The sequence below is a fragment of the bacterium genome (assembly GCA_030019025.1).
GTDB lineage: Bacteria > Hydrothermota > Hydrothermia > UBA1063 > UBA1063 > UBA1063.
This window is the reverse complement of sequence record JASEFR010000009.1, coordinates 11,444-32,121: the sequence shown is the minus strand read 5'-3', so window position 1 is coordinate 32,121 and position 20,678 is coordinate 11,444. Positions and strand designations below refer to the sequence as shown.

The window sequence follows — 20,678 nt, the reverse complement described above, 5'->3', positions numbered from 1 at the left end:
AGTGGGCTTGTCTTTCGATCCGAAACTTGTTGAACTACTCAAAAAGAAAAATATATCCTTAGAAACAATTCTCGAAGGTTACCTTTGCGGTAAGCACAGAAGCCCCTTTTACGGACATACTCTTGAATTTAAAGACCTTAGACCCTACGAGAAGGGTGATGATTTGAAGTTTATAGACTGGAGGTTATATGGAAGAAGTGAAAAGTTTTTTGTAAAAAAATTTGAAGAGGAGACCAATGTTAGAGTTTATGTAGCTCTTGATATTTCAGCCTCCATGTCACTTTATGATAAAGGTAATGTGGCGCGAAGTGTAGCAGCGGCCATTGCCTTTTTGTCATACTATTCAAGAGATGCCTTTGGCCTTTATCTTTTTAATGAAGAAGAGGTCTTCTTTTTGCCACCATCTACAACTTACAAAAATCTCTTCCTTTTTCTTGAAAGTCTTGATGAGTATAAAGATTTTGGAAAAACCGATTTTACAAAAGCTATGCTGGGCATTGATGAAAGGATAAAGAAGAGAAGTTTGATAGTTCTGATTTCTGATTTTTTAAGTGAGATAGAGGGTATTAGAAAATTTGTTAGATTTTTCAAAGGTAAGGGATATGAAGTTATGCCCCTCTTGGTTTCATCCCTTAGGGAAAAAAGTTTGTTTATGCGGGAGGCAAGATTAAAGGATGTTGAGACAGGTTATGAATTAAGCCTCAGTAGAAATGACAACATCCTATATGGAGAAATAATAGACCAGCATTATAAAGAACTTAAAATTACTTTCAAAAACTCCGGTATTCGCTTTTTTGAGTTTCAAACAGAAATGGATTTTACAACCCAACTAAGGAGCTTTTTGGAAATATGAACTTTTTGAACTCGCCTGTGCTTTATTTCCTGCCCCTTGCCCTTCTACCTTTGCTTACTCTTTTTATTAAAAGACGAAGTGAAAGGATTAAGCTTGTTTCCTGGCTTATATTACTGAAAGACAGCGAACTTGCTAAGAAAAGGAGGTTTCTTAAAAACCTTATTATCATCATGAGATGTTTTATCCTTGCACTTTTGATCATTTTTATAGCAAGGCCCGTACCATCTAAGTATTACTTTAGTAAAATCTTTTTTGAGACAGGGATCTATTCACAGGAGGTGGAAAAAAGAAACCAAGAAAATTTAAAGCCCCTCGTGAGTTATTATGGAAAAAGAATGAAAACCTTTTGTGACCCCTTAGATTTTAGTGGGGATTTAAGGGGAAAATTCTATATTGTTTCTGATTTTTCCGACCCGCTTTTAACACAGCGATTCTCCAGTGGATTTTACTATGATACCCTTTCGATACTGAATGCTGGCATCCGCTCATTGGATTTTGATCCCTTAAGCAAAAGTTACTATTTAACAATTTCTAACTACAACCTGGAGGACACAAATCTTAGGCTTGTGATTTTTAAAAATTCGGAAAGGGTTTTTGAAAGTGATCTTGCTCTTCCAGCGGGTAAGAATATTATATGGAAGCAAGATGTTGGAGAAGAAAGTCTTCTCAAAGTTTGCTTAAAGGTAGAAGATGATATCCCGTCAGATAATTGCATTGAGCTCTCTGCTCCCCGGAGCCTAAGATATTATCTTGCAGTGAAAAATATCTATATTGAAAGGTTTATGAAAATTTTAGGTAATGAAACCAGTGCGGACAGTGCTGATATTATTATATCTTTTAATCGAATCGTGAAGCCAGGGGAAAGGACTAAGAAGGTGATAATCTTCTTCGACAAGCCCATGGAGCAGATAAAATCGATAACAGGAACAGACTTTAAGGAGTTTGGGCCAGTAGAGGTCTCAGGCCGATATTTTGAAAATGTTTTCATATTTGATACTTTGAAAAATTTCACAGATATTAAAAGTTTTCTGTTGTCTACCAGCCGAAGGGTGAAGGTGGACAATGTCCTCTATGAGTTTATCGGTTTTATCCCAGATATTGACAAAAATGAGGCGGTTTACTGCCCCGATTTCTGGGTTTATTTTTTGCAAATTTTGGAAACTACCCCTGCAGTCGTTTACACTTCAGTTAGGGATAAAGCAGGAAAAATTCTCAATGACACCTTATATTTGCAGGATACTCTCCAAACTCAAACTGGCTATGCATATATCGGTGATGTCCATTCGGTCCATTTACCGCTGAAATACGTAGTTAAAGATATTAATTTTATAAGGTATTTTATTCTAAGTCTTTTAATTGGACTCGTATTTTTGGAATTCTACCTTACTTACAGATACTTCGCCGAGCCATCTTGACGGCTGTCTTAAACTCTTTCAAGATATCTTCCCGACTTGCACAGGTCCGCACAAGGGAGAAAGTAAAAAATAAAATTCTCTCTTTTTTATTCTGGATTGATAATGAATCCTCACCGAAAAGGAAAAATTTTTGAAAATAGCTTGAGTTTTTCTTTTCTTTGCTATATGCTATTATTAACGTTAAATGATGATGAACTTTAGCAGATTCAAAAGAAGTAAATCTAAGATGGAAGGTTTTTCTGAAATAATGACCACTGGGGAAAGCGTAAGATATTTAAAAATAGGAAAATCTACCTATATAAAATGGCACAGGAAGGCAAAATCCCTGCTGTGAAAATTGGGATTGGGGAAAACGATAAGGTTATAATTTCTTGTGATCAGGAGTTAGTAAAGAAGATTTCCGGAAGAAGAAGTAATTCTGTGCATTCTTTAAGACATAGTTTTGCCATTCATATTTTAGAAAGTGGAATTGACCTGCGGTATATTCAGGAACTTTTAGGGCATAAAAGTTCAAAAACTACAGAGATTTACACCCATGTTAGCACAAAAAAATCTTTTTGCAATAAAGAACCCGCTTTATAATCTTTTGAAAGGGGATGAAAAGTGAGAATAAAAACACAGAACAATGGTCATCTAAAGGGGCATATATGCGAACAGTTCGCGTATATGCCCAAATTAGTGGTATATCCGAACTGTTCGGATATGAAAGAGTTATACGCCATTGCAAGAAAAAAGGAGGGGGTTATCATGATGTGTAGAATGTTTTATCGGATAGTTCTCATCATTCTTATAGGCATTCTTTCCTCAACTGTTGTTTTTGCAGACCAAATTGCCGTTACTGAAGATGGCAAAAAGGTTCTTTTAAAGGATGATGGAACTTGGGAATATGTAAAAGAAGAACCAAAAAAGGAAGATCTGTACGATTTCAGAAAGACGAACTGGGGAATGAACAAAGCAGAGGTAAAGAAAACAGAAAAGAGTAAAATTGTAAAGGAAGATGAGAATCTATTAGCCTACCAGGGGAATGTAGGTGGTCTTGAATGTTTTATTCTTTATATATTTGCGGAAGGTAAACTCGTGAGGGGAAAATATGTATTTACCGTGACTCATTCTAATAAAAATGACTATATTTTGGATTACAGTACCTTGAAAGAGTTCTTGGTAAAGAAATATGGGAAACCGATTAAAGACTCACAACTCTGGAAGAACGACCTATATAGAGACGAGTATCAAAATTGGGGGTTCGCAGTTAGTTTGGGGCATTTAGTTTACTTTGCAGATTGGGAGACACCTAACACGCACATAATTTTGGCATTATATGGGGAGAATTACGAGATTACACTGGCAATTGAATATCAGAGCAAAAAACTAAAAAAGTTGGAAGAGAAAGAGAAGGAAAAGAAAGCATTAGATGAATTCTGATTTTGCACGGCGTATAACAGCAGATAAAAGGCTTCGCTACGTTTCGTCCAAATTGCCTTCGGCAACTTCTTTTATCCGCAGGACGTTAGGCAAAATTTTAAGGGGAGGTAAATTATGAAACATTTTAAGCAAATTCCGCTGGTGTTAGTTATCTTTTATTTATCAGGGTGTGCATGGACGACTCTAAACACCATCAAAAATCCAGAATTGTCGCAAGTAAAATTCAGGAAACTCCTAGTTGTTGCTCCATTTTCAGATATAGGCTTAAGGAAGCAAACTGAAAATGCTTTTGTTGCGCAATTTAATTCGTCAGGTGTTAATGCAGTTTCTAGCATAGAGCTAATTCCACCAGTGAAAGATTATAACGAGCAAGAGTTATTAAAGATTTTGGAGCAAAATAATATAGACGGGGTTTTGGTAGTAAGATTGCAAGATTACTGGACCTCGCAGGCGTATATTCCTAAGAGTTCATCATCCCGAGGTAGTGTATCGTTGTACGGCAACTCTCTTTATTATCAAAGCTATACGCAAGAAAATGGTGGCTATTATATTTCCAAGCCCAGAGTTAAATTTGAAATTCGCTTGTTTGATAGCAAATCTGGACAAGTTGCTTGGTTAGCGACATCGTTTACAAGAGGTAACGCTTTTGCTAATTACAATACTTTAGCCAACTCGCTTGCAAAAGTAGTTGTAAAAAAACTTACTGAAGAAAATGTTATTGAGAAATGATAGACTTCGCCAAACAGAGCGTATCTGGCTTCGTGCCTTCGGCACTCCGCCCAAATTCCCCTTCAGGGAACTTCAGATACACTCGGGACGTTATATGAAATCGTGAACTATGGGCGACTATTGGGAAGGTGTATAATAAATAACAGAAGGTAACAAAATGAGCAATGAATTTGAAAGAAAGCATCGTTACTTTGACTCTGGCCGTTTTAGGGGCCATTTTGGCAGCCTTTTCGACTTCGAAAAGGCTCTTAGAGAAATTGGGCTCAAAACGGGCGACACCCTTTTAGACGCTGGATGTGGGGAGGGACGTTTTTCTATTCCTGCCTCAGAGATTGTTGGAGTTAGCGGAAAAGTATATGCAGTTGATATTTCTAAAGAGTCAATAAAGATTCTTAAAGAAAATATCAAGAAACACAATATCAAGAACATTGAAGCATTCACTGGGGATATAACTAAAAAGCTGCCCATAGATGATGAAAGTATAGATGTGGTTTTAATGGCAAACATCCTACATGGACTTAATGTAAACAAGAAGGTTGAAAGCGCACTAAAAGAAATGTATAGAGTGCTGAAACCTAATGGGAGCCTTGCTATAATTGATTTTAAAAAAATTGATGGTCCGCCGGGACCTTCAAAATCTATTAGATTGGCGCCTGAAGAAGTTGAGGAGATTATCAGCAAGTATGGATTTAAAAAGAAAAAAAGTTGCTGAGATAGGAGAATATCATTATGCAATCACATTTTTTAAAGAGACTAAGTAGAGGATGAGAGGTATGGCAAAGTCGAAAAGAACGCCTGGTTTCGCTTTTAAGGTGATGTCCTTAATACATGATAATCCGCTTCAGTGGGTTTTTAGAAATCCTTATAAACTTTTAAAAGCTGCTGGGCTTAAACCTGGACAAAAAGTTCTGGAAGTAGGGTGTGGCCCTGGCTTTTTTACAATTCCGGCTGCAAAAATAGTAGATGAAAAAGGAGTTATTTATGCATTGGACAATCATCCTCTATCCATAAAAAGAGTCCAAGAGAAGTTAAAAAAAGGAGGGATAGAGAATGTAAAAACTATTCTTGCTGATGTAACCAAGACCGGACTTCCGGATGAAAGTATTGATGTTACATTTCTTTTTGGTTTTGTTCATCATACTGGAGGTCTGGAGAATATTCTTTCTGAGCTGTATCGTGTTTTAAAACCTGAAGGTATACTTTCTATTGAAAAAACTCCTTGGCTATCAGAGAAAAAGTTGGTTACGGCAGTAGAAAGAAACGGATTTATTTATTTGGGTCAACAAGAAAGGGTTTTCTTATTCACAAAGAGAAAAGTGTAGAGGATCTTAAGCAAATAAAATATGAATTGAGGAAGAAAATGCTTGTATTAGTGTCGCCCTACGTTCACGACTCTGTGGTGCTTCGCACCTTGCCTTCGGGTCATATAACAGCGGATAAAATGGAAATCAAAGATTTCCCCAAATTGCCTTCGACAATCTCTTTTATCCGCAAAACGTTAAGTGAAATCATAGCCGATAACCCAAGAAGGTGGAAAAATGCTTGATAGGATTTTTGATCATAAAGTTTGGTTAATTAGCAATCCACAAGTTATAGATGCAATAAATAACACACGGAAAGAAATATGCCAAAAACTCCTAACTGAAGGAAAAGTAGATGACAAACAAGTTATAGAAACACTTATTGATTTTAAATATGTCTCGGGGGCTTAAAATGACCAAGAACGTTGGCGACGGCGGGCACTCTGCGGCAACTTCGTTGCCTTGCCTCAGCCTACGGCTTCGGTCACTTAACAGGAGGATATGTGGCTCTGCCTTCGGCTACGCCCAAATTTGCTCCGCTAATGCTCCGCAAACTTCACACATCCCCGGAACGTTGGGCGAAATCCCGAGCCTCGCTATTGAAAGGAAGTGGAAAACATGAATGATAAAATTGCACCAAATATAATAGATAACTCTCCAAATAGAGAGTTAATCAGAGTATTGAAAGATCAATTAAAGAAATCAAGAGAGGCTAAATTTGCAATAGGATATTTCTTCCTGAGCGGATTTTCTCTTGTTAAAGATGACTTTCCAGAAAATTATGAAAAGAACCCATTTCTTAGAATTGTGATGGGAAATGAAACTACATATCCAACAAAAGAAGAACTGGTAGAGGGGTACAACCTTAGAGAGATATTTAAACAAAGAATGATAGAAGACTTACAGAAAGCGGAGTTTACAGAGGCACAAGTAAGACAATTGAAGGCTTTAAGGGATTTTATTGCCAATAACTTAATAGACGTGAAACTCTTTGATAAATCAAGATTGCACGCCAAGCTTTATTTATTTTTAACCCAACCAGAAGAAAAGTATGGTTCTCCAGGATTAGCTGTTGTGGGTTCTTCTAACTTTACAGCAGAAGGTCTTACTAAAAACAAAGAGCTTAATGTATTACTCACTTCGCGCGAAGATGTTCTCTATCTAAATCAATGGTTTGATCAATTATGGAACGAGTCAATAGAATTCAGAGAAGATCTGTTGAAAATCATAGATGTATCTGGAGTACTTCCCGAAAGCTCTTATCCCAAGATAGGAAAATTAGTAGACCCAGTAACACTTTTCAAATATCTGGTATGTAGATGGTTTGAAGGAAGAGTACTGAATCTCCTCAAAAAAGACATTCTTATGGAATTTCAGCTTGTAGGTGTGGTAAATGCTGTTGATAAGATCAATTTTTACAACGGTGTAATTTTAGCTGATTCGGTAGGACTTGGGAAAAGTTTCATGGCTTCTGCTATAATAGAAGAGTTTTTAAATGGAAAGCACCCAACATGGGTGCCAAATGGTAAAACCTCTGGTGTGATGCTTATTCTTCCACCATCAATAATATCTCAATGGGAAGAGTTGCTAATCAAACTTTTCTTAAGCGACAATGTTAATAAACTTGTGAAGGATGAATATAATCACAGGGTTTACGAAATATACGATTCATCTGGGAAGAAACTTCTCGGAAAAATATCTTTTCTCTCCTTGGGTATTTTTCAGAACTTAAAAGAAGCTGAATTAAAGAAAATTGCAGAGGAGTACGATCTTTTTGTGATAGATGAAGCTCACAAGTATAGAAACAAGAATACGAAAAGATGGGAAAATGTTAGAAAGTTACAAAAAAAAGAGGACGGTTTTCCAAATAAGTTTCTTCTCCTTACTGCAACCCCTCTTAACAATTCAATTAATGATATTTTCAATCTTATAAGACTCTTTGTAGATGATACTTTTGCACCTTTCAGAATCAAAGGCATCCCAATTGTTGAGCTAATAAAAAAATACACAGATTTAAAAAAAGAGTTACAAAAAAGGGGTGACAATGATATCAGGAAGGAACTAAAGAAGATTGCAACAGAAATCAAGCAGAAGATCCTCAACGAGATAATGGTCCTTAGAACAAGAAAATACATTATGAAACAGTTCACAGATCTCAAGGTCAACGGGAAACCTCTTATTTTTAAAGATCCAAAGCCGCACAGCCTTGATTATTCTCCATTTTACACAAAAGAATATAGATCTCTTATAAAAGCGATAAGCGACAATATTGATAGAATTTTGTTTGAACATACAAAACTCTACGGTACAAGGTTTGTTGTTTTTGAGGAAGAAAACATTGATGAAGAAAAGCCTGTAAAAAGGCTAATAGAGGTAGCTGATCTGTTTAAACTTCTGCTTGGTAAAAGGCTTGAAAGCGGAATATATCCCTTTGAGGCCACTCTTAGGAGAATATATGAGAAAGAGAGAATCTTTTATGAAATATTCAAGGCAGAAATGGATAAAATCCTGAATGAAGACTCTCTTAAGAATCTAATCATAAGCGCAGTTAAGAAAGCGAAAATAGAAAAAGAGCTCGAGGAAATTGAGGAGGAATACAATATAGAGGAAGAGAATGAAGAAACATGGTTTGACAGAGTGGTGGAGATTCTCCTTGAATATGCAGAGGAGTTGAAAGATGAGAGAAAACAGTATCCCGTCATTGAGCTGCTCAAACTCGGACTAAAGAAGGTTCTTGAGAATTTAGAGAAGGATTTGAAATTTATGGCTAACATATTTTCAGAACTGGACAAATTGAAAAAAATAGAGAACGGAAAGTTTAAGGAAATCGGCAAAATTCCAAGGGAGAAGGAAGATATTGTTGACCTGCCAATATATGTGTATTCACAGGATCCAAAACTCGAATCTCTGAAGCAGATAATTGGAAATCCTTCCTATATGTCAGAAGAATTAAAGAATAAAGGTATTCCATCATTGAATCGAAAAAAAATAGTAATTTTCACGCAGTATAGAGATACTGCCTACTATCTCTATCATAATCTTAATGAGTGGATAAGTAAGGAAACTGACTTACATCCATGGCTTAAGGACGAAAAGGATAGAATCAAAATAGCCCTTGTAACAGGAGATACAGAAACCCCAGCAAAGATGAACTACATAAAGCGCTTTGCTCCTTCATCAAATAATGGTTTTGAGGAGGTAAGAAAATTCGGAGAGATTGAGATTCTAATATCAACTGATGCATTGAGCGAAGGAGTAAATCTTCAAGATGCGGATGCGGTCATAAACTATGACTTACCATGGAATCCAATGATTATCATTCAGAGGGTGGGAAGAGTAAACAGAATAGGCAACGAAAAGGATGTTTATGTGATCAATTACATTCCATCTTATGAAATAGAGGTTATAGTCGGTATTCTTAAAAAGCTCAAGGAAAAAATACACGATATAACTCTAATAGTGGGTAAGGATGTAAAAATACTGTCTCCAGAGGAAGAGATAAGCATAGAGACCTTTGGCGAGAAAATCAAAGATATATCAAAGCTTTCCATGACTGATTTAGAACAATATGGAGTCTCGGAGGATTTCAAGCAGTTTATCCCCGAAGGGATACCGAAGGAACAACTGGATGAATATAAGCTTTTGAATTTAATTCAATATGAACTTGACTATACAGCAGAGGATTTCAAAGAAGTTATGAATATGGGAGATGGACCTTATTATTCATTCATAGACGGTGAAGATAAGATCGTGAGTGTCTATGAATTCTACCGCGGAAAGTACAAGATTATGAAAAAGATACTCACAACATCAGAAGATGAAGAAATACGCGAAGAGACTCCTCTTTCCCTTCTTAACTTGATTAAAAAGAGAGAAAAAGCGCCCCAGAAGATTGAAAATGCTATTGAGAATTTAAAGAGGATGAAAGAAAAGACAGAGATAATCGTGGAAGAGCTTAAAGAAGGTTATAAACAGGAGCAAAAGGGATTCCTTTTCAACCTATTCAATGCTTTGCTTGTAGAAAGGAAAAAAGCCGAGGGAATTGAAAACAAATTTAAGGTTGTTATGACTGCGCTTCAGACCATACCACATTATTCTTATTCAAGAGAAATGAAACACTTGCTTACAGAGAGGAACATTATAGATTTAAACAAAGACAATGTGATCATCAAAGATTTCAAGGGCGTTATTGAAATTTTATATGAATTTTTTAGAGAGAAGGGGATCACAGATATAGAATCTCTAAAGGTCAGGGTTAAGCACGTGGGGTGGTATTATGAAGTCTGAGGTTAAAGAAAGAATAGAAAAAGAACTTAAAAAATACGAACAAAAAAACATTAAAATATCAGATAAACAATATACTCTTTATGTTGTTCCTGAATTTTGCGATGAAGACCTGAATATCTTTGAAGGGTTCCTATTTGTTGAAACGGAAGACAAGAGTGAGGTTTCTTATTTAAAAACCAGATATAGACCGCCGGTTAGCGGATATGCACCAAGAATAGGTATTATTCTTTATGATGATCATCTGCTCATCAAAGATTACAGAAGGGATAAGCACATAATAAAAACTCTTAAGAAAATTAACAAAAAATTTTTGAACAAACTCGAAGAAGCTCTGGGTGATCCAAAAGAAGAGAGTTTCAGCAAATTATTTGATAGAAGCGATGTAATTGAAGAATTCTATATTCTATTCAAAAAATCAAGAGAATATTTGCTTAAAAATATCAAAGGCATATCTGAGGAAGAGAGAAGGGAAGAGTTTGTTGATAATTTCATGATGCAGATGCTTACCCTCTGGTATTTGCAGGAAATAGGATTTTTCAACAGCGATAAAAACTACTTCATCACTAAATTTAAAGAATTTAAAGAGTCTAAGCGAAAAAAACTATTTGGTGAATTCAAAAACTATTATGAATTTCTCACATATTTTTTTGAAAAAGTAAGCAATAATCTGGATAGCCAGTATTATGAAGATAAAATTGTTGGGAAAGTAGTTGTTATAGGACCAGCCCTCTTCTTGAATGGTGAACACAGCAAATCTATATCAATTCCTGATAAATGCTTCTACGAAGAAGGAATGACAGACATTCTGATAAACACACCACCAAAGAAAGTAAGTCAGGAAGTTCCTCTTCTCAATTTATTTGAAAGCAGAGATTGGACAGAAGGCAACATAGATGAATTTGTTCTTGGCGCAATTTATGAGAAGTTAATCGCATATATGGAAAAGAAAAAACTCGGTGCATATTACACGCCGGAAGAAATAACTTCTTATATATGCAAAAACACCATTGAGCCCTATCTTGTAGATAGAATTAATGAAAGATTTGATAAAAACTTTGAATCAATTGATCAGGTAATAGAGAGTAATGATGAGGAAATTCTTCTCAGCCTTTTTGAGCAATTGAAAGAGATAAAAATCCTTGATCCTGCTGTTGGTTCAGGACACTTCCTTGAAAGTGCGATAAATGTTCTCGTGAGCATATATGAGAAGATTAGGGAAAAAGCAATAGAATTGAATATGAAAAAGGGCTTAGAGATTATTACAGCAGGTGAGAAAGGCGAAATTAAAAAAATAAATTTACTTGAGCTATCGGATGAAGAGAGATTTAAACTTCTCGTTAAATTCTTCATAATCCTTTCAAAGAACATCTATGGTGTGGATATAAATCCTTCTGCTTTGAAAGTAGCAAAGGCAAGGTTGTTCTTAACTTTGGCAAAGCATTTCAGGGCTGGCAAAGAAAAAGAAGTTTTCATAAGATTTCCCAATGTCCATTTTAATTTGAGAGATGGAAATTCTCTTATAGGCTATGTTGAGCTTGGCAAGGAGCAACAAAAAGGACAGCTTCAACTTGATTTCTTTGTAGAGGAAAAGCAAGCCGAATACATAACAGAAGAGATAAAGGTAGTTGCTGAACTAAAGCCATATCTTGAAAAAACTGCAAAATCTCTTAATCTTGATGGAAATATAGTGAAGGAAGTTGAAGAACTTAACGAAATACTGGCAAAAAAGAAAATTGATTGGAAGGACTTTGAAAAGGTTTTACGCACAAAAGAAAAGCTCATAACCATTTTAATTGCATCATTGAACTCTCAATACGCTCAGCCTCTCAATGACCTCTTGAGAAAGATTACAGATTTATTTAATGAGAAATTAGATGAGAAGTATGCAGAGGAACATAACATAAAACTTGAAGATTTAAAGAAAATCCAAACCTTCCACTGGGTTTTTGAGTTTCCTGAGGTGTTTTTAGATAGATGTGGGTTTGATGTGGTGATTGGAAATCCGCCGTATGTAAGACAAGAAGGGATAAATCATATCGTTGATGGTGTTAACTATAAAGAAATTCTTTCAAGAATCTACGAACCTTTTGATAATACTTTTGACTTTTCTATGTTTTTTATTTTAAGAAGCCTTTCAACCACAAGAGGCAAAGGCTATCATTCCTTTATCATTACCAACAAATGGCTCAGAGCTAAGTATGGAGCAAAGATTAGGAAGTATCTGAGAGAGAACTTTACCATTAGAAAAGTAATAGACTTTAACGGTATCAGAGTTTTCGTTGGAGCGACAGTTGACACTCTCATTTATGTAATCCAAAAGAAAGAGCCTGAAAAAGATAATCGTATTTTCTATAACCATCCAAAAAGCTGGGATGCTGTTGAACAAGGAGGATATTATGTTAAACAATCAAACCTAAGCGATGATGTCTGGGATTTCGTAAGAGATGAAATGGAAGAAATTAAAAAATGGATTGGAAAGGTTGGAAAACCTTTGAAAGAGTTGGATGTGAATATCTATTGTGGAATCAAAACAGGATTCAATGATGCATTTATTATAGACGATGAAACGAGGAAAAAGATAATTGAAGAAGATCCTAAGAGTGCCGAGCTGATTAAACCGCTTTTAAGAGGGAGAGATATTGGATGGTATTTTGTGGAATGGAATAATGAATGGATGATTATAATCCCAGCAGGATTTACTAGAAAACTGATAAAGAGAAATGCACATTTAGAAGAAGCTGAAGAAATTTTCAAGAACGCGTACTCATCTATATATTCTCACTTTGAAAAGTTTAAAGACATAAAATCCGGCAGAGGTAAAGGGTTAGTAAATAGAGATGACCAAGGGGACTACTGGTGGGAGTTAAGACCCTGTGATTATTATTCAGAATTTGAAAAACCAAAGATTGTGTGGCAGGAAATAGTTAGAGAACCTTCATTCTATCTAGACCAATCAAAAATGTATGGGGAGGCAACAACATTTACAATAACTTCAGAAAAGACAAATTTAAAACTACTGTTAGTGTTACTTAATTCAAGGTTGTCTTGGATTGCAATACGATTATGTGGAACTAATCTAGGGGAAAATACTGCAAGATACAAGAAAGTATATACTGAAAAAATCCCCATTCGCTTATCTGAAAAAACAGAAAAATACGAAATTTTTGCAGATTATCTCCTCTTCCTCAACGCCACTGAAGAGAGAAGGCAAAAACTTAAAGAGATGATTGAATACTTTGATTGCCAGATTGCCGATTGCTTAGTTTACGAACTCTACTTCAAGGAAAAATTTGCAAAAGATGGATTGTATAAAGAGCCAAAAGAATATCTCCTGCAAGCGGTTTCAAAGCACTTGAAACAAATAAACTACGATCGCTGGGCTGAACTTTACTGGAAAAAACAACTTGAAGGAAAATTGACAGAAGAAGAAGTAAAAGAACTTGAAAGGTTAGAAGAAGAGAATTTGAAAACCATTAAGAAAGTTTATGAATCAATGAGAGAGGATAAGGAAATCAATAAGTGGATAGAAAAGATAAAATCCCACGAATGGGTGAAGATTATAGAGGGAGGAAAGTGAAGAGAGGTTCGGAACTCTCCGCTTCGCTTACGTTCACTCCGGTGCTATTACACTCGGGGCAGATATGTGGCTTTGCCTTCGCCTACGCTCGATTTGCTATCACAAACTTCAAATACCCGGGAACCTTATAATCAGAAAAAGCACAGTTATTGATTTTGAAATAATAAAGAAAGGATTTGAAGGATTTAATGAGGTTTATCCCTCACTTGAACCAAAGGAAAGGCGGGCACTGGCAAGGCTTTTTATAAAAGAGGTAAAAATCCTAAACAATAAGGTAGATATTGAATTTCTTGAATTTCCAGAATTTGCCCATCAAAACCCTGTCCAGATTTTGAAAGAGCCGTCAATCAGGGGAGGTATTTTTATGGCTGTTTAAAACTCTTTCGAAGTATCTTCCCGACTTGTCCGCACAAGGGAGGAGGCAAAAAATAAAATTCTCTCTTTTTTATTCTGGATTGATAATGAATCCTCACCGAAAAGGAAAAATTTTTGAAAAAGGACTTGACTTTTTGTTTCTTTTGCTTTATAAATATGATAGCCACAAAAGGAATTAAAAGTGTGAGGGAAGGTTTTTCTGAAGTAATGACCCTTGAGGAAGCCTCAAAATATTTGAAAATAGGAAAATCTACCCTTTTAAATTGGCACAGGAAGGCAAAATCCCTGCTGTGAAAGTTGAGATTGGGGAAAAGGAGATACTTGGGCATAAGAGCAGCAAAATGACAGAAATTTACACTCATGTAAGCAAGGCAAGCCTGACAAACATAAAAATCCTCTTGATTCAGTTTTTAGAGAGGAAAAAAACATGATTGCATCCACAGGTATGTATATATGCAATATTGCGTATATACCCTTAAATTGGAAGAATATCTGCATTGCAGATATGAACGAGTTGTCCGAAATTGCGGACGACGGGCTGAAAGATAACTTTAACAAAAGCATGAGAATATGGGATAATCAAGGAGGTATGAAAGTGGAGAGAACAAAAAGAATGGAACTAATAAAGAAAATCGAGAAAAAACGTGACTCAAGGTTGTTAGTGTATATAACAGGCGATAGAAGGGGGCTTGAAACAAGGATAGGTATGGATATATTTCCTATGTTTCATGAGCATTTAATGCGTATAGGAAAACAAGAGAGGATAGACCTCTACCTTTACAGTCCTGGAGGAATTACTATTGCAGGATACGCTCTGGTGAATTTAATTAGAGAATTTTGTAAAGAATTTAATGTGATCATACCATTTAAAGCTTTAAGCTGTGCTACTTTAATCTCGTTAGGTGCTGATGAAGTAATCATGACCCCAATGGGACAACTAAGTCCCATCGATCCTTCGGTCCAACATCCACTGGGACCGATGATACAAATTCCAGGCCAACCTATTGGACAAATTGTACCTGTAAATGTAGAGGATGTTAATGCTTTTGTAGACTTAGCAAGAAAAGAAGTTGGGCTAAACAATGAAGAATCCATGAAAAAAGTTTTTGAATTACTGGGGACGAAAGTTCATCCTTTAGCCCTAGGAGCAGTTCAGAGATCAAGAGAACAAATAGCTTTTCTCGCTTCAAACCTTCTAAGGTACCACATTGATGACTGTGAGAAAATAGAACGAATTGTGAAAATTATAACTCGTGAAAGATTTTCTCACGACTATATTATAGGAAGAAAAGAAGCTAAGGAAATTTTAGGATTAAACATTAAAGAACCTCAAGAAGACCTTTTGAGAGATATCACAGATTTGTTTGACGCTTATTCCAGAATTCTGGAGCTAAACACACCATACAATCCCGAAATATATCTTTCTAAATCAGAATTTGGAGTATTTGATTTTAATAGGGCAATAATAGAATCTTCTGATTTAACACATGTTTACAGAACAAAGAAAGAAATTAGAAGAATTCAAGTACCTCAACCAGGAATGCCAATACATACTATCGGGTATCAAGAAAGGATTTTGCAAGAAGGTTGGGTTTTAGATAATACTATCTAGGAGGTGAAAAATATGTTAGAAAAAGAAATAAAGATGCCAATAGCATCAACAAATACCACTTCGGGTTTGGTTTCAGTGCTACAACTGATAGACACAACTCCTAGCGAAATGTTTGCTACCGTTAGAAATGATACTTCCGAATTAGAAGTGCAGCGTATAACGTACTCTCCAATAGAATTACCAAAAAAAGAACTACAAGAAGAATGAACGTTCCCGTCGCCCGCAACTCTCCGCTCACTGGCACTAGCTTCGGTGCTAACGCACTCTGACAACAAGAGGGTATGCGGTTCGCTTACGCTCACCAAAACCCTTCGCTTCGCTCAGGGCTTCGTATACCCGCAGAACGTTATAATGTGAGATTTCTACTGGTGCTGGAGGCACACCCATGAGACTCTGGTCGCTCCATCCGAAGTACCTCGATGCTAAGGGCCTTGTTGTCCTTTGGCAAGAAGGTCTTCTGGCTAAAGCGGTGCTTGAAGGAAAGACAAAAGGCTATACCGCCCATCCACAGCTCATACGATTTAAAGAGCAGGAGAGGCCGCTGTTGCCTGTTGATTTAATAAGGACTTTCCTTTATTTTAGACTTGTTTTATAATATTTTTAATGTAAATTTTAGAATCAGGATCAGGTTATGGCAAGGTTTAAACCTGTAGAAGATTATTCAGGATATTTTCTTATGATTGATCCTGCGAGTCAGTTTGAAGAAGATTCTATAGAAAAATTAGTTAACAGGTATGTAGAAGAGAAAGTAAATATTGAAAAGTTTGAGAAAAACTATAACAACGAAGAGAAAGGGACAAGGGCTATAAATCCGAAAGCGATATTAAAATCGTTGAAATATTATCTATCGTTGATGCGCACCTGCCTTTCGTACTCGCCTTACGTTGTGGGCATGGAGGTGAGAAGCATTCAGAATGAGTATATGCGCAGTGCGGATATAACTCCAACTTGGAATGATATACGCAATGCGTATATGAATGAGTTAGCAGAAATTCCGCACGCCGCCTTAAGAATATTTAAAAATATGAAAGAAATCATATTAAGGAGATGAGGAATATGACAAAAAACATGATAATATTTGGTGATGCTCGGAATATGAAAGAGTTACATGATAATAGCGTCCATCTAGTTGTTACCTCTCCTCCATACTTTAATGCCCCTTTTGACTATCCTGATTTGTTTAAAAGTTATGACGAGTTTTTAAGTTTAATGAGGAATGTAGCAAGAGAGTTAAAACGAGTCTTGGATGAAGGACGAATAGCAGCTTTTGTAGTAGATGATACTTTAATAAAGGGGAAAAAATATCCTGTAGTTGCAGATATTACCAAAACCTTTATAGAAGAAGGATTCAAGTATAGAGAAAGAATTGTCTGGGTTAAACCAGAAGGATATATTCGGATAAGTAGAAGAAGTGGTGTTTTACTACAACATCCATATCCTATGTATTATTACCCTGATAATCTCCAAGAATCTATCTTAATATTTCAAAATGGTGAATTTGATTACAAAAAAATTCCTGAAAAGTTGAAAGAAGAATCAAAAATTGACATTCAAGAATATCAAAAAGAAAAGTGGTACCTCAATGTATGGCAAATTACAAATGTTTTACCTATTAACAACAGATTAGAGAAAGGAGTAGCCGCATTCCCAGAAGAAATACCATATAGATTGATAAAATTATTCTCATACAAAGGAGAAACTGTTTTAGATCCATTTTTGGGCTCAGGGACGACATTAAAAGTAGCCCTTGAATTAGGAAGAAAAGCAGTTGGTTATGAGATAGACATAGAGCTTTTAGATGTTGTAAAAAAGAAATTAAAGATTGACCAGCCAGCCCTAATTGGGAATATCCCGGAATTTGAAATTATTATTAGAGAGGATATTAAACATCTGAGAACACAACTTCAAGAAAAGGTAGCAAAAAACAATAAGGGGAAATGAGCATGGATATTTGTGCAGAAATAAAGGGGATAAAATACAAACCGCTTTGTGTGAAACCCCTAACTTGTTATAATATTGATAGGTTAGATAAAGCATTGTCAGAAAGGGCCAATTTTATTTTAAAAATTAACAACAAAAATGAAATTGCTATAAGTTGGTGGGTATCTCCTAAAAGAACAAGATCTTATCCATACGCAAGAGTTTATGAGACGCTAGGATTCGTAGGTAAAAAGGTTACAATAATTCCCATCATAAAAGACGAAGGGAAAGATGGAGATAGAGATTTCATTCAATGGGACACAATTTCTCTAATGAGCTTACTAGGAGTATATGTGATTATAGGGTATTATGTAAAAGCGAACAAGAATCCAAACTATAGAAATAAAATTACAAATCAGAAATTTGATACAGAATACATAAAGAATGAAATTCAAAGATTACTATCTTATCAATCTGATGCGTTGCATTGGAATTTAGAGCAAATAGACAAAATTTTTGAAATAGCAAATAGAGCTTTTTCTTTTTACGAGAAAATATCAAAAGAATTAGGCGTAGAAATGCATTCTATGGAATCGGCAAAACGTAGAATTGAAGGATTATATAAAGGTAAAGAAACATTTATGCAATTTTCTAGAGAGCTTGCTCATAAAGCTCAGAGAAGAGAAAGTATAACAACACAACCAAAAGAATATTTAACAGGTACTAAAGCTACAATTACTATAAAAAATTACTTAGGGGGTTACTATTATTTTACTTGTGATGAGGTGGAAATTCATGGCGATGAAATATATTTGATAGAAGCAAAGCATACAAAATCAAGCACTTTACCTTCTGAAGGAGACATAAAAGATGGACTAATAAAAATGATACTCTTTACAAATCTTGAAAACATTTCTTTTAATGGTTGCGAATTTCGTCCAATTCCTGTGTTGAAATTAACTACTACCAATGAATTTATAGAAAATTTATTGAGTAAATCAGAAAGAGAATTCCTCAACCTATTGAAAAAAGAAGCTGAAACCAATGGTTTCAGAATTAAAATTAACAATGAGTTTTTTGTGTAATGGGGAAGCCAAAATGGTAATAAAAACTCTCAGCGGCGTGCGGAACTCTTCGCCCCGATTTCATCGGGGCTCGCCCTTCGAGTTTGCTAACAGGCATATATGGCTCGCTAACGCTCGCCCAAATTTGCTCCGCTCGCGCTCCGCAAACTTCACATATCACTGGGACGTTATAGAACATTGAGGGAGATAGTAATCAAAGTAATTGAGGATGCTCAAAATGAGTTCCAATCCATTTATTAACAAGGAATGGACAGCAAAGCATTTAGACATTGTTATAAAAAAAGCTAGCCCAAGATATACCCCAGAATTGAATATTGAATTGCCGATACTTGAAATATTTGACGGAATCAGCAGAACTTCTGAATTTTACTATTCTATTAGGAAACATCACGGTCAACTCATTAAAGCACTAAAAAACATATCTTCAAGATATGTTATAGAAGAGCTCCAAAAGTTGTATGGAGAACTTCAAAAAGGAATTAAACAGTTATATGGTATACTACAAAATATAAGAGACTACAACACTAACCCAATACCTTGGAATGATATAAAACAACAGGCACAAAAAACTAAAGAAATAACTTGGAGATTAATTAGCGAGTTAAGGGAAAATAAGGAAACTTTAGCTAAGGAAAAAAGAAAAGATACAACTTTTTCACAGACTGAGCGGTTTGATTGGAATATCCATCATCTTTATAAACTACAAGAAGAACTCCACCATTTTGAGGATTTAGCGTCAAGTACTAAAGCCAAACTTTCAAATCAACCTTTTTTACTTATTAAAGGAGAAGCAGGAGTTGGAAAAACTCATTTACTATGCGATATTGTAAAAAAAAGGATAGATAGTAATTTGCCCGCTATATTAGTTTTTGGTGAAGACTTTTCGGGACTAAAAGATTTTTGGCAACGAGTTATCGAAAGTTTAAAACTACCAGGAGAGGGATGGTCTAAAGAAAAATTATTAGAGACACTAAATCAAGCTGGAGAAAAATCTAGGTGCAGATCTTTATTTGTAATAGATGCTTTGAATGAGACGAATCCTGTCAGTTTTTGGCAAACTCATTTAAAAGAAATTTATGAAGAGATAAAAAAATACCCTAATATTGCTCTAGTTATAAGTATTCGTAGTGGATTTGAAGATGAAATTTTGACAAAAGAACTGGAAGAAAAATTTATTCAAGAGAGACACACAGGGTTTACATTTAAGGAGTGGGAGGCAGTAACTAAATTTTTTAATGCTTATTCCCTCTCTCTTCCTGAGGTCCCTCTGCTAATGCCGGAATTTCAAAATCCCTTATTTTTGTTGTTATTATGTAAGGCTCTTAAGAGAAGGGGCAGTAACAAGGCATATAAAGGGCATGAAGGATTTACTTACATTTTTGAGTATTATGTAGATAATGTAGCCAGGACCATCGAGGATAAATATGGAATACCCCATGATCCTAAAAAGAATATATGGGATACTGTTATTGAAAAAATAGCGGAAGACATGGTTAACTGTAATACTGATAGAATTCCAGAAAATAAATTGAAAGAAATTATAAAAAACCAACATCCTCAAATAGACATTGATGAATTCATAAAGGATTTGGATAGAAACCTATTACTTGTAAAGGTACCAAGGTATGCTAAAGATTTTAGTAGAATTGAAGATTATGATTACAGGTATCCATTTCAAAAATTTAGTGATCATTTAATTGTAAGATATTTGCTTAAAAAATGTAAAAAAGAAAATAAAGAGTTACAACAATTATTTAAAGAAAACCCCAAAATAACAGAACTGCTGAAATGGAATTATGGACTGATCGAAGCGTTATCTATCCAGTATCCTGAATGGTATGAAGGGAAAGAATTTTTTGAAATTGCGGATTTCTTTGAAGACTCACCACAAATATGGGAAGCATGGATAAACAGTCTTATTTGGAGAAAACCAACTGCGTTTTCTAAAGCAACAGTTAGGAGAATCTCTTGTTTCCTCAGAGAAAAGGTATTAGAATCAGTTTTAGAAGAAAATAAAAATTACAACGATTATTTCTTTTATCCTGAATTTACTTACAAACTGTTAGATGCTCTTTTAAGTGTTGCTTCCATTCCTGAGCATC

17 protein-coding genes and 2 pseudogenes are annotated in these 20,678 nt (G+C 35.3%); all 19 read left to right on the top strand.

Annotation, left to right across the window (positions count from 1 at the left end):
- Position 1: 1 nt before the first annotated feature.
- Positions 2-853, top strand: a complete 852-nt coding sequence (locus QMD82_03570) for a DUF58 domain-containing protein (protein ID MDI6850999.1) — start codon at positions 2-4, stop codon at positions 851-853.
- Positions 850-2,268: a hypothetical protein gene (locus QMD82_03565; GenBank protein ID MDI6850998.1), complete on the top strand. Its 1,419-nt coding sequence runs from the start codon at positions 850-852 to the stop codon at positions 2,266-2,268. Before QMD82_03570 ends, QMD82_03565 begins: the two co-directional genes overlap by 4 nt.
- Positions 2,269-2,673: 405 nt before the next feature.
- Positions 2,674-2,875: pseudogene (locus QMD82_03560) on the top strand (tyrosine-type recombinase/integrase).
- 140 nt (positions 2,876-3,015) lie between these two features.
- The gene (locus QMD82_03555) at positions 3,016-3,690 is read left to right on the top strand and encodes a DUF3157 family protein (GenBank protein ID MDI6850997.1); all 675 of its coding nucleotides are present in this window, start codon (positions 3,016-3,018) and stop codon (positions 3,688-3,690) included.
- Positions 3,691-3,804: 114 nt separating this feature from the next.
- Positions 3,805-4,419 (top strand): hypothetical protein, encoded by a 615-nt coding sequence (locus QMD82_03550; protein MDI6850996.1) that lies wholly within the window; start codon positions 3,805-3,807, stop codon positions 4,417-4,419.
- A 157-nt stretch (positions 4,420-4,576) separates the two neighbouring features.
- Positions 4,577-5,131, top strand: a complete 555-nt coding sequence (locus QMD82_03545) for a class I SAM-dependent methyltransferase (GenBank protein MDI6850995.1) — start codon at positions 4,577-4,579, stop codon at positions 5,129-5,131.
- Positions 5,132-5,192: 61 nt separating this feature from the next.
- Entirely contained in the window at positions 5,193-5,741 is a 549-nt protein-coding gene (locus QMD82_03540; protein MDI6850994.1) for a class I SAM-dependent methyltransferase, read from the top strand.
- 38 nt (positions 5,742-5,779) lie between these two features.
- Complete coding sequence (locus tag QMD82_03535; GenBank protein MDI6850993.1) at positions 5,780-5,965, top strand: hypothetical protein; 186 nt, start codon at positions 5,780-5,782, stop codon at positions 5,963-5,965.
- Positions 5,966-6,338: 373 nt separating this feature from the next.
- Positions 6,339-10,007 (top strand): helicase-related protein, encoded by a 3,669-nt coding sequence (locus tag QMD82_03530; GenBank protein MDI6850992.1) that lies wholly within the window; start codon positions 6,339-6,341, stop codon positions 10,005-10,007.
- Complete coding sequence (locus QMD82_03525) at positions 9,997-13,584, top strand: N-6 DNA methylase (GenBank protein ID MDI6850991.1); 3,588 nt, start codon at positions 9,997-9,999, stop codon at positions 13,582-13,584. Before QMD82_03530 ends, QMD82_03525 begins: the two co-directional genes overlap by 11 nt.
- Positions 13,585-13,648: 64 nt before the next feature.
- Positions 13,649-13,960 (top strand): hypothetical protein, encoded by a 312-nt coding sequence (locus QMD82_03520; protein MDI6850990.1) that lies wholly within the window; start codon positions 13,649-13,651, stop codon positions 13,958-13,960.
- 289 nt (positions 13,961-14,249) lie between these two features.
- On the top strand, positions 14,250-14,390 hold the full coding sequence (locus tag QMD82_03515; protein MDI6850989.1) for a hypothetical protein: 141 nt from the start codon (positions 14,250-14,252) through the stop codon (positions 14,388-14,390).
- A 158-nt stretch (positions 14,391-14,548) separates the two neighbouring features.
- Positions 14,549-15,571: a serine protease gene (locus tag QMD82_03510; GenBank protein ID MDI6850988.1), complete on the top strand. Its 1,023-nt coding sequence runs from the start codon at positions 14,549-14,551 to the stop codon at positions 15,569-15,571.
- Positions 15,572-15,583: 12 nt separating this feature from the next.
- Complete coding sequence (locus QMD82_03505; GenBank protein ID MDI6850987.1) at positions 15,584-15,778, top strand: hypothetical protein; 195 nt, start codon at positions 15,584-15,586, stop codon at positions 15,776-15,778.
- A gap of 178 nt (positions 15,779-15,956) precedes the next feature.
- A pseudogene (locus tag QMD82_03500) lies at positions 15,957-16,127 on the top strand (pyrimidine dimer DNA glycosylase/endonuclease V).
- A gap of 75 nt (positions 16,128-16,202) precedes the next feature.
- The gene (locus tag QMD82_03495) at positions 16,203-16,622 is read left to right on the top strand and encodes a hypothetical protein (protein ID MDI6850986.1); all 420 of its coding nucleotides are present in this window, start codon (positions 16,203-16,205) and stop codon (positions 16,620-16,622) included.
- A gap of 5 nt (positions 16,623-16,627) precedes the next feature.
- Positions 16,628-17,512 carry a site-specific DNA-methyltransferase gene (locus tag QMD82_03490; GenBank protein MDI6850985.1) on the top strand — a complete coding sequence of 295 codons (885 nt, stop codon included), beginning with the start codon at positions 16,628-16,630 and terminating at the stop codon, positions 17,510-17,512.
- A complete protein-coding gene (locus QMD82_03485; GenBank protein ID MDI6850984.1) occupies positions 17,509-18,576 on the top strand; it encodes a hypothetical protein in 1,068 nt (355 codons plus the stop codon). Before QMD82_03490 ends, QMD82_03485 begins: the two co-directional genes overlap by 4 nt.
- A gap of 217 nt (positions 18,577-18,793) precedes the next feature.
- Positions 18,794-20,678 (top strand): ATP-binding protein (locus QMD82_03480; GenBank protein ID MDI6850983.1); only part of this gene is annotated, 1,885 nt, incomplete at its 3' end.

Coding starts and splice junctions, on each gene's coding strand:
- QMD82_03490 (MDI6850985.1), top strand. CDS start 16,628: ATGACAAAAAACATGATAATATTTGGTGATGCTCGGAATATGAAAGAG.
- QMD82_03510 (MDI6850988.1), top strand. CDS start 14,549: ATGAAAGTGGAGAGAACAAAAAGAATGGAACTAATAAAGAAAATCGAG.
- QMD82_03520 (MDI6850990.1), top strand. CDS start 13,649: ATGTGGCTTTGCCTTCGCCTACGCTCGATTTGCTATCACAAACTTCAA.
- QMD82_03505 (MDI6850987.1), top strand. CDS start 15,584: ATGTTAGAAAAAGAAATAAAGATGCCAATAGCATCAACAAATACCACT.
- QMD82_03540 (MDI6850994.1), top strand. CDS start 5,193: ATGGCAAAGTCGAAAAGAACGCCTGGTTTCGCTTTTAAGGTGATGTCC.
- QMD82_03530 (MDI6850992.1), top strand. CDS start 6,339: ATGAATGATAAAATTGCACCAAATATAATAGATAACTCTCCAAATAGA.
- QMD82_03565 (MDI6850998.1), top strand. CDS start 850: ATGAACTTTTTGAACTCGCCTGTGCTTTATTTCCTGCCCCTTGCCCTT.
- QMD82_03495 (MDI6850986.1), top strand. CDS start 16,203: ATGGCAAGGTTTAAACCTGTAGAAGATTATTCAGGATATTTTCTTATG.
- QMD82_03535 (MDI6850993.1), top strand. CDS start 5,780: ATGCTTGTATTAGTGTCGCCCTACGTTCACGACTCTGTGGTGCTTCGC.
- QMD82_03550 (MDI6850996.1), top strand. CDS start 3,805: ATGAAACATTTTAAGCAAATTCCGCTGGTGTTAGTTATCTTTTATTTA.
- QMD82_03485 (MDI6850984.1), top strand. CDS start 17,509: ATGAGCATGGATATTTGTGCAGAAATAAAGGGGATAAAATACAAACCG.
- QMD82_03555 (MDI6850997.1), top strand. CDS start 3,016: ATGATGTGTAGAATGTTTTATCGGATAGTTCTCATCATTCTTATAGGC.
- QMD82_03525 (MDI6850991.1), top strand. CDS start 9,997: ATGAAGTCTGAGGTTAAAGAAAGAATAGAAAAAGAACTTAAAAAATAC.
- QMD82_03545 (MDI6850995.1), top strand. CDS start 4,577: ATGAGCAATGAATTTGAAAGAAAGCATCGTTACTTTGACTCTGGCCGT.